The sequence below is a fragment of the Streptomyces sp. NPDC026246 genome (genome assembly GCF_055567995.1).
On the sequence record NZ_JBVHPJ010000009.1, the window covers coordinates 23,030 to 37,306 of the forward strand.

Genomic DNA, 14,277 nt, shown 5'->3' on the forward strand with positions numbered 1-14,277 from the left:
GGTGTGAGCCACACACTAGGAACCGCTCGGCCACCGATCAACCCATTTTCCGAGAGATTGACCCGACCGCTTCGCACCGCATGCCCCATGTGTATCCGTCGCCCCGTTGCAGGAGGCGAAGGCGCAGGTGGGAGACGTCGATCGGTCCTGCGGACGTACTGACCCTGTGTTGCCCCCTGGCTCGGACCGAGACCCTCCCGCTCCAGGTCCCGGCCCGGGTGCCGGTGGGCAGGACCGCCCGTACGAGGTCACCCGTGGCGTACCCGAAGTGTTGTTTGGCGCGCGTCCGCAGCAGACGCGGGAAACCGTGTCTGTCCGGCGTCGTACGGGCGTAGGAGCCGCGCCCGGTAGCCGAGGCCGTGAGCGTCTGCCGCGGAACCCTCACGATCCGATCGCCGGACGCGTGATCCAGGGGTCCCACACAGAGCGCGTCCAGGGTGTGCGTCTTGTCCAGGCCCATGGCGACGCGGTTGGCGCTGGTGAGCCTGCCGGTCCACGTCCGGACGGGTCTACCGAGGGTGACCAGGGCAGTGGCGAGCTGCCGCTGGGTGGCGTTCATGGCGGCGGCGTCATCCAGCGGTGCACCGAGCTGGGGGAGGAGCAGCGCGAGACGGTCGGGACGGTGCGCCAGGAAAAGCCGCACAGGCAGCGCGCCCTTGGCCCGGTTGCACGGAACGCAGGCCGCGACCAGGTTGGACCACCGGTGTGAGCCCCCTCGGCTACGGGGCCGGACGTGTTCGACGTTCAGCGGCACACCGGACGTACCGCAGTAGGCGCAAGCCCCGCTCCACGCCGCCCGCAGGCGGCCGCGCACCGTGTTCCCTGCCTGGGGACCGCGCCCATGCCCGGGGTCGTGTGGAGAGCCGCTGGTGCTGAGCGCGCGGGTGTCGAACGCGGCGCGCTCCATGTGGATCTCCCTGATGGGCGCCCAGTCGCACAGCCGACCGGCCAGCGAGAAAGTCGTCTCGACCCGGTGGCGCAGCGAGGGGGGCAGCAGGCCCGCCCGTCGAGCGCGGTTGCCCGACCGGGGCGAGCGGTACCGGAGATTGGCCCTGCGTCTGCGGCGCCGGTATCCCGCGCGCTGCCTCATGCTTGCGCGGATCCGGTCACCCCGGTGCCGTAGCTCGACGGCCAGCAGACCGCGCCGGACGGTGACGTTGCCGCCGTGATCACCCCGCTCCGTCTTCTCGTCGGTGAGTGCGAGGCCGGTGCCCTTGGAACCGGGGTCGACGCGCAGCTGCACTCCTTCGACCACCGACGCGTCACGGGTGCGATCCCGCAGACGGATCACGAAGGGAACGTGGCGCACGACGGCCGCCCGCCCTCTGTGCAGCAGTTCACGCGCGCGAGCGGGGTGGCAGGGCATGAGCGGTCGGCCCTCCCGGGACAACACGAGGACCCTGCTCGCACCGGCGCCGCCCGGGTAGGGTCGCGCGACGTGGTCCGCAGGGGGAGCGTCACCGCTCCCGGTCTCTGCCGCACGCGCTGCCGGAACAGCGCTCTCGGCGTGACGCCGGCGGACTGCGGTGCCGCGTCCGCCGGTCTCCCCTCGCCCAGGTTCCCTGCCGGTGCCCCGCCCGCCGGCGGGGAGTCCGTGAGCCGTTTCGTCCCTGCTCCCGGGGGTGTCTGCTCTCACGGATTCCAGAGCAGGCTGCTGAGGAAGCACAGCCTGGTGGGTCGGCTCGCCCACAGGAAACGTAGTCATCGGTCGCACCTGCCTGATCCGCCGGATCGTGATGACTGGGGCTGGTCACCCGCGGCCGCACGGCCTGGGAGCGAGTGACCTCCCTTCTCGAGTACGCCACCGAACGTAGCCGCCCAGGCTGCTCGGACGGGCCCGGGAAGCCGTGAAATCGCCCGTTGGTGCGAAGGAAGGGCTTTCGTCGTCTTCGTGGCCGGTCCTCTGCTACTCGTACGCGGCGCTTCCCGGGGCGCCGGGCCGCCGTACGCCATGGACGCATGGCTCATCCCCGCCCTAGCGTTCGGGACATGACGCAGCGGTGGGCGATCGGCAGTGGGTCCGTGTTCGAGGAGCGGATCGGGTATGCCCGGGCCGTGGTGGACGGGGACCGGGTGCATGTGTCGGGGACGACCGGGTTCGACTACGCGGACATGACGATCTCGGACGACGTCGTCGAGCAGGCGGAGCAGTGTCTGCGGAACATCGGGGCGGCCCTCGCGGAGGCCGGGGCCTGCTTCGCGGACGTCGTGCGGGTGCGGTACCTGCTGCCCGTCCGGGAGGACTTCGAGCCCTGCTGGCCGGTGCTGCGCAGGTACTTCGGGGAGGTGCGGCCGGCGGCGACGATGCTCGTGTGCGGGCTGGCCGATCCGCGGATGCGGATCGAGATCGAGGTGGAGGCCCGGCGCGGCAGCGGCTGCGGGGTCCCGCCGTCGATCGGCTGACGGCCGAGGCGGTCCGCGGGGGCGGTGCCCGGGGCGTTGACGTGGGGATTGCCGCCGTACAACGATTCCCTCAATGTTGTGGGAACTCGATGTGCGCCCGGTCACGTTCCAGTTGAATGATTGCAAGGAGCGAACCGACGTGCCGTGCGTGCGGACGCAGCCTGCAGGGGGTCCAGGTGAGTGCTTCCCGGCGTAGTGGGACCACCGACGAGCTGGGGCCCGACGAGCCCGGGCGGGACGGTTCGGACGGGTCCGATCTGCTCGCCGCGCTGCTGGACGGGATGGACGCGGCGCTGTGCGCGTTCGACGCCGACGGGGTCGTGACGCACTGGAACCGCGAGGCCGAGCGGATCCTCGGCTGGAGCGCGGAGGAGGCCGTCGGGCGGCGTGGGCTGGCCGGCTGGGCGGTGCGCAGCGCGGACGCCGAGGAGGTCGAGAGCCGGCTGCTGTCGGTCATGCACGCGCCGGGGCGGCAGGTGCACGAGTTCGCGCTGCTGACGAAGGACGGCGGCCGGGTGCTGGTGCGCACGCAGTCGGCGGCGGTGCGGGGGCCGGACGGGAAGCCGGCGGGGGTGTACTGCGCGTTCAGCGAGGTGCACACGCAGATCGACCTGGAGCGGTCGATCGCGCTGAGCGAGGCGCTGTTCGAGGACGCCGGCTGGGGTGTGGTGCTGGTCGACGCCGATCTGCGGCCGGCCGTGGTGAACGCGCACGCGGCCCGGGCGCTGGGCAGGGGCCGTACGTCGGTGCTGGGCCGGCCGCTCGGGGAGCTGCTGGCGCAGGGTGTGGAGGAGCTGGAGAGCGCGCTGCAGCACGTGCTGGCCCAGGGGGCGCCGCCCGAGCCGGCCGAGGTGTGGGTGAGTGTGCGGTCGCCGGAGGGCGAGCGGCGGCGGTGCTGGCGCAGCGGTTTCCTGCGGCTGGCGTCGCCGTTGGCGGAGGAGCCGGTGCCGTTGGGTGTGGGCTGGCTGTTCCAGGACGTGACGGAGTCCAAGCAGGCGGAGCAGGAGGCGTCGCTGCTGAGGTTCCGCGCGCAGCAGCTGCACCGGGCGTCGCGGGCTGCGGCGGAGTGCGAGGACCCGGGGGAGGCGGCCACGGTGCATCTGGACTTCGCCCTGGCCGGGTTCGCCGACCACGCGTTGATCGACCGGGTCGCGGACGACGGGTCGTCGGCCGGTGCGCGGAGCGGCGTGCAGGACGAGGGGCCGGTGCGGCTGGTGCGGGTGGCGGCCACGCCCTCCGGGGCGCCGGGTCCGAGCAGGCTCTCCGGCCGTGCGGGGATGCCCGTGCGGTATGCCGAGGGGCATCCGGCGTTGCAGTGTGTGGAGCGGATGGGTGCGCTGCGCGCGAGTGCGGGGGCCGTGGGGCCGGAGGAGGCGCGGGCGTGGGCGGTGTCCCGGCAGTGGCCGCCGGACGCGGTGCACGCGCTGTGCGCGGTGCTGCGCAGCCGGGGGCGGACGCTGGGGGTGGTGACGTTCCTGCGGGGCGCGGGCCGCAGCGCCTTCGAGCGTGCGGACGCGATGTACGCGGAGGATGTGGCGGTACGGATCGCCACGGCCCTGGACCTGGCGGAACTGACGGGCCGGGGCTGAGCCGGCCCCTGCCCCGAAGCCCGGGCCGGGCCTCACGGCTCAGTGGCGGTAGAAGATCCGGTCGGCGTACTGCTCCATGACGCGGGCGTTCCAGTCGTGGCCCCCGTCGACGTTGCCGGAGCGGAGCAGCGGGGGTTCGATGCCGCGGTCGGCGAGGGCGGTGGCGGTGGTGGCCATGACGGCCTGGAGGAGGGCCGAGGTGACGACCGTGGAGGCGGGGGCGAAGGGCGCGGGGATGGCGTCGTGGGTGAGTTCGGCGTCCCCGACGGGGATCCGCGAGTCGAGGACCAGGTCGCAGTGGTCCTTGAGGTACGTGCCCGAGCTGTGCCGGGAGGTGGTCTGGGAGGCGTAGGCCACCGAGGTCACGCCGATGACCGTCACGCCGAGGGTGCGGGCGTGCTGGGCCATCTCGACGGGGAGGGCGTTGCGGCCGGACAGCGAGATGATCAGCAGGGCGTCGCCCGCGCGGAGCGGGGAGCTGTCGAGGACGGCGGTGGCGAGGCCGTCGACGCGTTCGAGGGCGGAGCCGAGCGGAGCGGGCATGACGTCGACGCCGACGGCGCCCGGCACGACGAGCAGGTTCATCAGGGCGAGGCCGCCGGCGCGGTAGACGAGGTCCTGTGCGGCGAGGGAGGAGTGCCCGGCGCCGAAGGCGAAGAGCCGGCCGCCGCTCGCGACGGTGTCGGCGAGGAGGGTTCCTGCGGCGGTGATGCCGTCGGCCTCCTCGTCGCGGATCGTGCGCAGCAGGTCGATCGCGGCGTCGAGGAACTGGTCGGCCGGCGCGCGGTCGCTCATGAAGGGTCCCTTCCGGCTGGCCCGTCGGTTGTGTCGCGCATCACGGTGCGGTCTGGACCAGTGCGGTGTCAATACGGCCGGGTGCGGGGTGCGGGGTGCGGGGTGCCGAGGGCCCGGCGCGGGTCGTGGTGGGCGGCCGAGCGGTGGGAGCGGGGCCGTACCCTGCCGAGGGGGTGGGTAACCGCGTGTAACCCCTGGCTTCTTCCGGCTTTGCCTCCCGCGGCACGGTTGTCGGTGGTATCCGGCAGAATTGGAGGCAGGGCCAGCGCACACGCCGGTGAGCTGTCCAGCCTCCGGCAGATCTCATTCGAGGGGCACGTATGTCCGGACTGATCGACACCACGGAGATGTATCTCCGCACCATCCTCGAGCTGGAGGAAGAGGGTGTGGTCCCCATGCGCGCCCGTATCGCCGAGCGGCTCGACCAGAGCGGGCCGACGGTGAGCCAGACCGTGGCGCGGATGGAGCGGGACGGTCTGGTGTCCGTGGCGAGCGACCGGCATCTGGAGCTCACGGACGAGGGGCGCCGGCTGGCCACGCGCGTGATGCGCAAGCACCGCCTGGCCGAGTGCCTGCTCGTGGACGTGATCGGTCTGGAGTGGGAGCAGGTCCACGCGGAGGCGTGCCGCTGGGAGCACGTGATGAGCGAGGCGGTGGAGCGCCGCGTGCTGGAGCTGCTGCGGCACCCGACGGAGTCGCCGTACGGCAACCCCATCCCGGGCCTGGAGGAGCTGGGCGAGAAGGACGGCGCGGATCCGTTCCTGGACGAGGGCATGGTGTCGCTGGCCAGCCTGGACCCGGGCGCGGAGGGCAAGACGGTCGTGGTGCGGCGGATCGGTGAGCCGATCCAGACGGACGCGCAGCTGATGTACACGCTGCGGCGGGCGGGCGTGCAGCCCGGCTCGGTGGTGAGCGTGACGGAGTCGGCGGGCGGGGTGCTGGTCGGCAGCGGTGGTGAGGCGGCCGAGCTGGAGTCGGACGTGGCCTCGCACGTGTTCGTGGCGAAGCCCTGAGCGGTCGCGGGCCGGCCCGGGCCCACTGAGCGGCGGGCCCCCGGGGGATGCCCGCGGCTCACCCCGACCGCGCTGGCGGCACCCGTGGCGGCCCCGGCGTGGGGTCGGAGCACAGGCGTGGTGGCATGGCCACGGCGGCTCCGCCAGATCGGCGTGGTCCATGACCACGGCGGCTCGGTACGCCGGGCGTGGGGGCCCGGCCCGGTCCCCTACGCCGGGCGTGGTCGCCCGGCCCGGTCCCCACGCGCTGGGTGGCTGCCCCTCCGTCGCCCCTGGGGGCGCCGTGGCGTGGCGCGATCTTTGCCCGTTCTCGTCCGTAGTCCGTCGAAGGGCAGCGCTCGCCCGCTTCCCGTGCGACGCTGTGGCGTGAGGCATATGACCTGAGGGCTCTTGGCCGCGGTCTGACAGCGATGTCGCCCGGCCGGGGAGGGGGCGGGAGGATGTGCCGGCGGAACGTGGAGAGCCCCGGCGCCGTGCGGCGCCGGGGCTTGTCCTCCCCTGGTCTGACCCGGAGCCCCGAGCTCTCAGGGTCATTCCCTCGGACCGTTTTTCCCCGAGCGGTCCGCCCCCCGCTGAAGATCTCCCCTGGAAGACGGCGATCAATCCCCGGGGACGGTCACTCGATTGAGGGGTGTTGGCCGCCGGACGGCCATTCTCGAAAGCGCATTCGATAGTCTGCGGACGGCGCGCGGCACGGGTGCAGGGGCAGTGGCGTGGGGCGCCGTGCGGGGCAGAAGGCACAGCAGGCAGAACACGGTTCACAGGATCGAACCGGCCGATCGGGCCGGGGTCCGAGCGAGGCTTGGGGGGTGCCAGGACATGGCGCGACGCATCGACGTGACCGGGACGGGTGGCGTACGCCTCGCGGCCTGGGAGTTCGGCGACCCGCCCAAGCCGGATCCGGCCGGCGCGGCCCCGGACGCGCAGGGCGCGCATCCCGTCCAGGACGGTTCCCCGGGCGTGCTGTTACTGCACGGTCTGATGGGCCGTGCCTCGCACTGGGCGGCCACCGCCCGCTGGCTCTCCGAGCGTCACCGCGCGGTCGCCCTCGACCAGCGTGGCCACGGCCGCAGCGACAAGCCCCCGCAGGGGTCGTTCACCCGCGACGCCTACGTCGACGACGCCGAGGCCGCCCTGGAGCAGCTCGGGCTCGCCCCGGTCGTCCTGATCGGCCACGCCATGGGCGCGCTGACCGCCTGGCAGCTCGCCGCCCGGCGTCCCGACCTGGTCCGCGGCCTGATCATCTGCGACATGCGGGCCTCCGCGCTCGGCGCCGCCTCCCAGCGGGAGTGGGACCAGTGGTTCCAGTCCTGGCCGCTGCCGTTCGCCACCCTCGCCGACGTCCGCAAGTGGTTCGGCGAGGACGACCCCTGGGTGGAGCGGCCCAACCCGGCCCGGGGCGAGTTCTACGCCGAGGTGATGGCCGAGTCCCCGGACGGCTGGCGCCCGGTCTTCGACCCCGAGCAGATGCTCCGCTCCCGCGAGACGTGGGTGTACGACGCGCACTGGGAGGAGCTGGCGCAGGTGCGGTGCCCGGCGCTGGTGGTGCGGGGTCTGGACGGCGAGCTGGGCCGCGCGGAGGCCCAGGAGATGGTCCGGGTCCTGCCCCGCGGCCAGTACGCGGAGGTCGCCGACGCCGGCCACCTGGTCCACTACGACCAGCCGGAGGCCTGGCGGGCCGCGATCGAGCCGTTCCTGGACTCGCTCACCACGCCCTGAAGCGCCCCCGCCGGGACCTCAGCCGCCGGCCGCGCCTCACCCCTTGCTGACCGCCGTCAGGATCTCCGGCAGGCGCCGGGCCGTGCGCGGAGCGGCCAGGCGCAGCCCCGCCGCCGTGAGCGCGGCCCCGTACGCCGTGCCGGCCGGCAGCAGCAGCCAGGCGTAGGCGTCGCCGTCGGCGCTGATGTTCAGCCAGATCATGAGCGCGATGACCGGGGCGCACAGCAGGGCGGCGGCCACCATCCCGCCGAAGATGGAGATCCAGGCGAGCCCGGTCTGCCCGGGGGCGACGTTCTTGTACCCCTCCTGCGGGATGGAGTACGGGAAGCGGGCGGAGGTCCACGCCCCGGTGGCGAGCATCGCGCCGAGCAGCGCGAAGGACAGCCCGAGCGCTTCGGGCAGCCGCCGCCAGTCGCCGAGCATGGCCGTGGTCAGGACCGTCACGAGGGTGGCGTACGGCAGGGTGATCAGCAGCAGCGCGTAGGCGCGGGCGCGCAGTTCGACGAGGGCGTCGCGGGTCGAGGAGATCGTCATGGCGACGATCCAGAACGCGGAGGTGTCCTGCCCGAACTGGTTGTACATCTGGATGCCGAGCATCCCGGCGGCGAAGCACGCGAAGTACACCGAGCCGGTGCCCTGCCAGGCGTTGAACACCGGCACGATCAGCCCGATGGCCAACGAGGTCACCCAGGCGGCCTTGGTCTTCGGGTCGCGCCACACGTACCGGAGGCTGCGCTCCATGACGGTGCCCGTGCGGCCCGCCGGCAGCAGCCGGGCCAGGCCGGTGGAGGTCCGCTCGCGGGCGGCGGAGTCGGCGGCCGGCAGGGTCGATCCGTCCGGCGAGGTCATCAGCCGGGTCAGATGCCGCGACCAGAGAGCGAGCAGCGCGGCCAGCGCACCGGCGGTCAGCGCCAGTTGTGCGCCGGCGCGCCCGTAGGCGCCCTCGCTGACGGCGTGCACGGCGCCGATCGCCGAGGCGGGCGGCACCCACTGCAGCACGTCCGCCGCGGGGGTGAGCTCGCCGAGCCCCGAGGCGCCGATGCGCTGCGCACCGAAGTTGACCACCTGGGCCCCGACGGCGATGACGAGCCCGCTGAGCACCGCCAGGTCGCGTCCCTTGCGGCTGGTCAGCAGCCGGACGTTGGCGGCGGCGACGGCCCGGGCCAGCGCCACGCACATCAGCAGCGCCAGCACGACGGCCGCCACGCCGGCCACGAGGGCCGCAGCGCCCCGGGCCACGGCGACCACGGAACCGGCCAGCAGGCACAGCGTGAACAGCGGGCCGATGCCCACCAGGGAGGAGGTGAGCAGCGCCCGCATCAGGGGCCGGGGCCGCAGCGGCAGCATCACCAGCCGGGTCGGGTCGAGGGTCTCGTCGCCGCTGGGGAAGAACAGCGGCATCACCGCCCAGCCCAGTCCCAGCACCGCCACCGCCAGCACGACCACCGCGTCGGCGTGCGCGTGCCCGCGCAGCGCGATCAGGCCGACCAGCTGCAGGGCGGCGAAGAGCAGGGCGACGACGGCCGAGGTGATGTAGGCGGCCTTGCGCCCGCCGGACTGGCGCAGTCCGTTGCGCAGCAGGGACAGCTTCAGCCGGACGAAGACGGGAGTGATCGCGGGGCTGCTCACCGGGACCCGCCGCCCAGCCAGTCGAGGTCCGAGCCGGCGTCCCGGCTCTGCGCGCCGACCAGTTCGAGGAAGGCCCGCTGCAACGACGGTGCCTCGCCGCGTACTTCGGCGAGTGTGCCGGTGGCGCGGATCCGCCCGGCGGCCATCACCGCGACCCAGTCGCACAGCGACTCGACGAGCTCCATGACGTGGGAGGAGAACACCACGGTGGCGCCGGAGGCCGTGTACCGCTCCAGGACGCCGCGGATGGTCTGGGCGGAGACGGGGTCGACGCCCTCGAACGGCTCGTCGAGGAAGAGCACTTCGGGATTGTGGAGGAGAGCGGTGGCGAGGCCGATCTTCTTGCGCATGCCGGTCGAGTAGTCGACGACCAGCTTGTGCTGCGCCCCGGCCAGGTCGAGCACGTCCAGGAGCTGGGTGGCCCGCTTGTCGACCTCGGCCCCGGGCAGCCCCCGCAACCGCCCGGTGTAGGCCAGCAGTTCGCGTCCGGACAGCCGCTCGAACAGCCGCAGTCCTTCCGGCAGTACGCCGATGCGGGCCTTGACCTCGACCGGGTCGCGCCACACGTCGTGCCCGACGATCTCGACGCTCCCCTGGTCGGGCCTGAGCAGCCCGGTGACCATCGACAAGGTGGTGGTCTTCCCGGCCCCGTTCGGTCCGACGAGCCCGATGAACTTGCCCGCGGGCAGCTCCAGATCGATCCCGGCGACAGCGACCTGCTGCCCGAACCGCTTCCAGAGCCCCTGCACCCGTACAGCACTGGATCCCACCACGTCTCCCTCCGTCACCCTGCACCCTACGGTGGAGAAGTGCCCCAGGGGGCGCGGGGAACTGCGCGGTCGACCACGGCGAACCCGAAGCCGCCGAGGAACACAGACCACGCAGGACGGAAGGGGCCCTCAGCGATCCCTGCCGCACGCATAGGCCAACGGCGACACCAACTCCTCCGCGTCCGGCAGCCACCGGTTCGCGGGCGTGGGCCGGCAGGCCCACTGCACGGCCCCCCGCGACCCGAACCGGGTGGGCGGTGCGGCCACGTACGCCCCCTCGCCCAGCACGGTCAGGTCCAGCGACGACACCGACCACCCGAGCCCCCGCACCAGGTCGGGCAGTTTCGCGGCGGCCCCCGGCAGCACGAAGAACTCCATCCGCCGGTCCGGCGTGAGCGTCACCGGCCCCAGCGTCAGCTCCATCCGCTCCATCCGTGCCAGCGCCAGGAACCCGGCCGTCTCGGGCACGGAGATCGCGTCGAACGTCCGGCCCGTCGGCAGCAGGATCGACGCGGTCGGCTGCTTCTGCCACATCCGTCGCGCCACGGTCGCGCTCCCCGTCGCCTGCGTCGCCCAGTCGGGGCGCGCCGGGTGCGACCCGGGTGCCGGGCACGCCGCGTCACCGCAGGAGCAGCGCTGGCTTCCGTCGGCTGCTTCCAGCCAGGTGCCCGGGAACACGTCCCAGTGGCGTTCCTCGGCGTAGCGGACAGCGGTCTCCAGCAGCGAGTCCCCGCGCTGCTTCGGGATCTGGGCGGCTTCGGTGCCGGCGATCGTCTCTTCCACGATGAACACAACTCCGGTCGTCACCAGGGGTTACGCCCACCCGTGTGCGCGGGGAGGGGCATCGCGTCCGTGGCCGGGGCGCATGGGTGCATGTCCGGGGGCGCGCGTGAGGATCGGCGGCCCGAGGTGGGTAGCCAGGAGTGGGGCCGGCGCAGGCCGTAACCCCGGCAATCCTCACATGCCTCGCATTTTCGCCTGGTCGGCGGGGCATTGATCTTCACGGCCGGATCTCTTCGCCGGGGTGCGAGGGACCCCGGCCGCGGAAGACACGTCAACTCGGTGCGAGGGCAGGGCACCGCAGCCAAGGGGGTACGCCATGGCCGCAAGGCCGCTCGTCGCCCGGCAGCCGAACGAACGGCTCCAGGCGCTCATCCAGGAAGCCGGATGCTCCAACGCCGGCCTCGCCCGCCGGGTCAACATGTGCGGTGCCGAGCACGGACTCGACCTGCGCTACGACAAGACCTCGGTGGCGCGCTGGCTGCGCGGGCAGCAACCGCGGGGCCGCGCACCGGCGATCATCGCCGAGGCGCTGGGCCGCAAGCTCGGCCGTACGGTCACGATCGACGAGATCGGCATGGCCAACGGCAAGAACCTCGCCTCGGGCGTGGGCCTGCAGTTCTCGCCGACGGTGCTGGGGGCCGTGGAGCAGGTCTGCGAACTGTGGCGCAGCGACGTGGGGCGGCGGGACTTCCTGGCCGGCTCCTCCGTCGCCGCCTCCGCGCTGGTCGAGCCCAGCCGGGACTGGCTGATCTCCGCGCCGGACGCGCAGGTGTCGCGCGCGGCGGGGCCGCGGGTGGGGCAGTCCGACGTGCAGGCCGTGCGGGCGATGACGCAGGCACTGGTGGACCTGGACCACCAGTACGGCAGCGGGCACGTGCGGCCGGTCGTCGTGCACTACCTCAACAGCGTGGTCTCCGGGCTGCTCGCCGGGTCGTACCGGGAGGCCGTGGGCCGCGACCTGTTCGCCGCGGTGGCCCGGCTGACCGAGCTCGCCGGGTACATGGCCGTCGACACGGGCCAACCGGGCCTGGCCCAGCGCTACTACATCCAGGCGCTGCGGCTCGCGCAGGCCGCCGGGGACCGCGGTTACGGCGGTTACGTCCTGGCCGCCTCCATGAGCCATCTCGCCGCACAGCTCGGGAACCCGCGCGAGATCGCGCAGTTGGCGCGGGCGGCGCAGGAGGGGGCGCGGGGGCGCGTGACCCCGCGGGCGGAATCGATGTTCCACGCCGCGGAGGCGCGCGGACACGCCCTCCTGGGCGACGCACGCGCCGCCCACTCCTGCGCGGGGCGCGCGGTGAGCGCCCTGGAGGCGGCCGATCCGGCGACCGGTGACGACCCGGTGTGGATCGCGCACTTCGACGAGGCCTACCTTGCCGACGAGTTGGCGCACTGCCACCGGGACCTGGGCGAGGCCGAGGCGGCGGCCCGCTGCGCGCAGGAGTCGCTCACCGGGCACCCCGAGACGCGGGCCCGCCGCCGGGCCATCGGCTATGTGCTGCTCGCCACGGCCCAGGTGCAGCAGCGCGAGATCGAGGAGGCGTGCAGCACGGGCATGAAGGCCGTCGAACTGCTGGAGGATTTGCGGTCCAACCGGGGCGCCGAGTACCTGGAGGACTTCCAGCAACGGCTGGAGCCGTACCGGGACGAGGCGGTGGTACGGGAGTTCGGGGCACGCCTCGATCTGCAGGCGGCCGCGTGAACACCTGCTCCACCGGGGCGTGAACGTACGGGTGACGCTGGTTTGACGCGGGGGAGGTGACGTGCAAGGCGGGCCGTGAGCCGTGCCGCTCCCGCCCGCGCAGGGCGGGAGGTCACGTCCCGTGCTGCGTGGCACCGGGCTCCGGGGACCCGGTAGCGTGACCCGACGATTCACAAGGTCCCCCATTAGTAGGAGTCCCGGTGACGCAGAGTGGACAGGGCGAGGAGCCCTCGGCGCGCCCCGCGCGCGAAGGCATCGTGCTGCCCTCGGACGGTGGCGAACCGCTGCTGCCGGGCATGACGGGCGGACCGGCCGGAGCGCCGTCCGGTCACCGTGACGCCTCGTCGGGCGCCCCCGCGGGCGGCCAGACGTGGGGGGATCCCTGGGGGCCCGGCGAGCAGGCGCCGCCCCCGCCGCCGGACCAGGGCTGGCAGTCCCCGCAGGCGCAGCAGTGGACGGGCCCGGAGCCGCAGCAGGGGTGGCACGGCGGGCAGCCGTCCGGCGCCCAGGCACCGGGAGCGCTCCCGCCGGAGAACGCGCCGCACCCGTACGGCGCCCAGCAGCCCGCCGGGCCGTACGGCACCGACCCGTACGACACGCACGGCGGGGCCCCGCTGCCCGGGCAGGACACCGGCCGCGCCGAGGGATACGGCCCGCTGCCGCCCGCCGCCGACGTCTACGGCGGCCCCGCGGGGCCGGCCCCGCAGGCGTACGGGACCACGGGCGGGTACGGGAGCGGCGGGGCGCCGCTGCCGCCCGCCGGGCACCACGCACCGGCGCCCGACGAGGGCGCGACGCAGTACCTGCCGCCCGTGCCGGCCGACGGGTCCGCCGCGGCGACCCAGTACCTGCCGCCCGTGCCCCCGGCCGCCGACGAGGCGGCGACCCAGTACATACCGCCGGTGACGCCGGGGGCGCTGCCGCCCGAGCGACCCGCGGCGCAGGACCCCGAGGCCACCCGGTACCTGGGCACCGGACCGCTGGCCGGGGGGACACCGCAGTCCACCGGCCCGGACGCCGAGGCGACGCGGTACATCCCGCCCGTGCCCGGCGGCGCGGACACCCGGCCGCCCGCCGACTTCGGGCACCTCTTCCGCACCGACGGCGGCCAGGAGCCGTCCGGCGCCACGCAGCAGATGCCCCGGATCGAGGCGTCCTCGCCGCCCCCGCACGGCGGTGGGCAGTCCTCCCGTACGGCGGCGGCCCCGAGCCGTTCGCGCGGCGGCTCACGCGTCCCCGTCATCGCCGCCGTGGGCATCGGCATCGCCGTCCTCGGCATCGGCGCGGGCGCGCTGCTCGCCGGCGGCGGGGACGGGGACGACGACGCCGGTGACGGCAAGACCGTGGCCGCGTCCGCGTCCGCGCCCGCCCAGGAGGAGTCCGCCTCGCCGTCCGCCGACCCGGTCCGGGCGCAGGCGGTCGAGCTGGACAAGCTGCTCGCCGACAGTGGAAACAGCCGCAGCACCGTGATCAACGCGGTCGCGGACGTCAAACGCTGCGACAACCTCGCGCAGGCCGCCAAGGACCTGCGGGAGGCCGCCAAGCAGCGCAACCAGCTCGTCACCCGGCTCGGCGGCGTCGAGGTCGGCCGGCTGCCGGACCACGCCGCGCTGACCACCGCCCTGACCAAGGCCTGGCAGGCCTCCGCCTCGGCCGACGACCACTACGCGGCCTGGGCCGACCAGACCGCCGGCAAGAAGGGCTGCAAGAAGGGCCAGGCCAGGGTCACCGGCCAGACCGCGGCCGGCAACCGGGCCAGCGGCGTCGCGAGCGCCCAGAAGACCGAGGCGGCCAGACTGTGGAACGCCATCGCCCGGAAGTACGGCCTGACCGAGCGCGGGCCGACCCAGCTGTGAGCGGCGCCGCTCAGTAAG

11 protein-coding genes are annotated in these 14,277 nt (G+C 74.0%); 6 read left to right on the top strand and 5 right to left on the bottom strand.

The genetic code is table 11. The features are described from left to right. Window positions 1–37 precede the first annotated feature (37 nt). Window positions 38–1,393 (bottom strand): RNA-guided endonuclease IscB, encoded by a 1,356-nt coding sequence (gene iscB, locus ACZ4M5_RS22625; RefSeq protein WP_467739529.1) that lies wholly within the window; start codon window positions 1,391–1,393, stop codon window positions 38–40. A 596-nt stretch (window positions 1,394–1,989) separates the two neighbouring features. On the opposite strand from iscB, the gene ACZ4M5_RS22630 reads away from it, so the two are divergent. Together ACZ4M5_RS22630 and ACZ4M5_RS22635 are read left to right on the top strand one after the other, a co-directional pair. Beyond that, complete coding sequence (locus ACZ4M5_RS22630) at window positions 1,990–2,403, top strand: RidA family protein (protein ID WP_467739531.1); 414 nt, start codon at window positions 1,990–1,992, stop codon at window positions 2,401–2,403. A 116-nt stretch (window positions 2,404–2,519) separates the two neighbouring features. After that, window positions 2,520–3,992, top strand: coding sequence for a PAS domain-containing protein (locus tag ACZ4M5_RS22635; protein WP_467739533.1), 1,473 nt, complete (start codon window positions 2,520–2,522; stop codon window positions 3,990–3,992). A gap of 39 nt (window positions 3,993–4,031) precedes the next feature. Here the strand turns inward: ACZ4M5_RS22635 and ACZ4M5_RS22640 are convergent, their stop codons facing one another. Further along, a complete protein-coding gene (locus ACZ4M5_RS22640; RefSeq protein ID WP_467739535.1) occupies window positions 4,032–4,787 on the bottom strand; it encodes an SIS domain-containing protein in 756 nt (251 codons plus the stop codon). A gap of 320 nt (window positions 4,788–5,107) precedes the next feature. Between ACZ4M5_RS22640 and ACZ4M5_RS22645 the strand changes: the two genes are divergently transcribed. After that, complete coding sequence (locus ACZ4M5_RS22645; RefSeq protein ID WP_010035781.1) at window positions 5,108–5,800, top strand: metal-dependent transcriptional regulator; 693 nt, start codon at window positions 5,108–5,110, stop codon at window positions 5,798–5,800. An 819-nt stretch (window positions 5,801–6,619) separates the two neighbouring features. Further along, entirely contained in the window at window positions 6,620–7,519 is a 900-nt protein-coding gene (locus ACZ4M5_RS22650) for an alpha/beta fold hydrolase (protein ID WP_467739537.1), read from the top strand. A 36-nt stretch (window positions 7,520–7,555) separates the two neighbouring features. On the opposite strand, the gene ACZ4M5_RS22655 is transcribed toward ACZ4M5_RS22650, so the two are convergent. From ACZ4M5_RS22655 to ACZ4M5_RS22665, 3 genes are all read right to left on the bottom strand, one after another. Next, window positions 7,556–9,148 carry a transporter gene (locus ACZ4M5_RS22655; RefSeq protein WP_467739539.1) on the bottom strand — a complete coding sequence of 531 codons (1,593 nt, stop codon included), beginning with the start codon at window positions 9,146–9,148 and terminating at the stop codon, window positions 7,556–7,558. Further along, window positions 9,145–9,936, bottom strand: a complete 792-nt coding sequence (locus tag ACZ4M5_RS22660) for an ABC transporter ATP-binding protein (protein WP_467739541.1) — start codon at window positions 9,934–9,936, stop codon at window positions 9,145–9,147. Before ACZ4M5_RS22660 ends, ACZ4M5_RS22655 begins: the two co-directional genes overlap by 4 nt. 111 nt (window positions 9,937–10,047) lie before the next feature. Then, window positions 10,048–10,710, bottom strand: coding sequence for a bifunctional DNA primase/polymerase (locus ACZ4M5_RS22665; RefSeq protein WP_467739874.1), 663 nt, complete (start codon window positions 10,708–10,710; stop codon window positions 10,048–10,050). A 307-nt stretch (window positions 10,711–11,017) separates the two neighbouring features. Here ACZ4M5_RS22665 and ACZ4M5_RS22670 point away from each other — a divergent pair, with 307 nt between their 5' ends. Both ACZ4M5_RS22670 and ACZ4M5_RS22675 read left to right on the top strand, forming a co-directional pair. Next, window positions 11,018–12,403: a transcriptional regulator gene (locus tag ACZ4M5_RS22670; RefSeq protein WP_467739543.1), complete on the top strand. Its 1,386-nt coding sequence runs from the start codon at window positions 11,018–11,020 to the stop codon at window positions 12,401–12,403. Between the two features lie 200 nt (window positions 12,404–12,603). Further along, window positions 12,604–14,259, top strand: coding sequence for a hypothetical protein (locus ACZ4M5_RS22675; protein ID WP_467739545.1), 1,656 nt, complete (start codon window positions 12,604–12,606; stop codon window positions 14,257–14,259). Window positions 14,260–14,277 lie beyond the last annotated feature (18 nt).

Excerpts from the sequence above, each read along its gene's own strand:
- ACZ4M5_RS22630 (WP_467739531.1), top strand. The coding sequence starts at position 1,990 with ATGACGCAGCGGTGGGCGATCGGCAGTGGGTCCGTGTTCGAGGAGCGG.
- ACZ4M5_RS22635 (WP_467739533.1), top strand. The coding sequence starts at position 2,520 with ATGATTGCAAGGAGCGAACCGACGTGCCGTGCGTGCGGACGCAGCCTG.
- ACZ4M5_RS22640 (WP_467739535.1), bottom strand. The coding sequence starts at position 4,787 with ATGAGCGACCGCGCGCCGGCCGACCAGTTCCTCGACGCCGCGATCGAC.
- ACZ4M5_RS22645 (WP_010035781.1), top strand. The coding sequence starts at position 5,108 with ATGTCCGGACTGATCGACACCACGGAGATGTATCTCCGCACCATCCTC.
- ACZ4M5_RS22650 (WP_467739537.1), top strand. The coding sequence starts at position 6,620 with ATGGCGCGACGCATCGACGTGACCGGGACGGGTGGCGTACGCCTCGCG.
- ACZ4M5_RS22670 (WP_467739543.1), top strand. The coding sequence starts at position 11,018 with ATGGCCGCAAGGCCGCTCGTCGCCCGGCAGCCGAACGAACGGCTCCAG.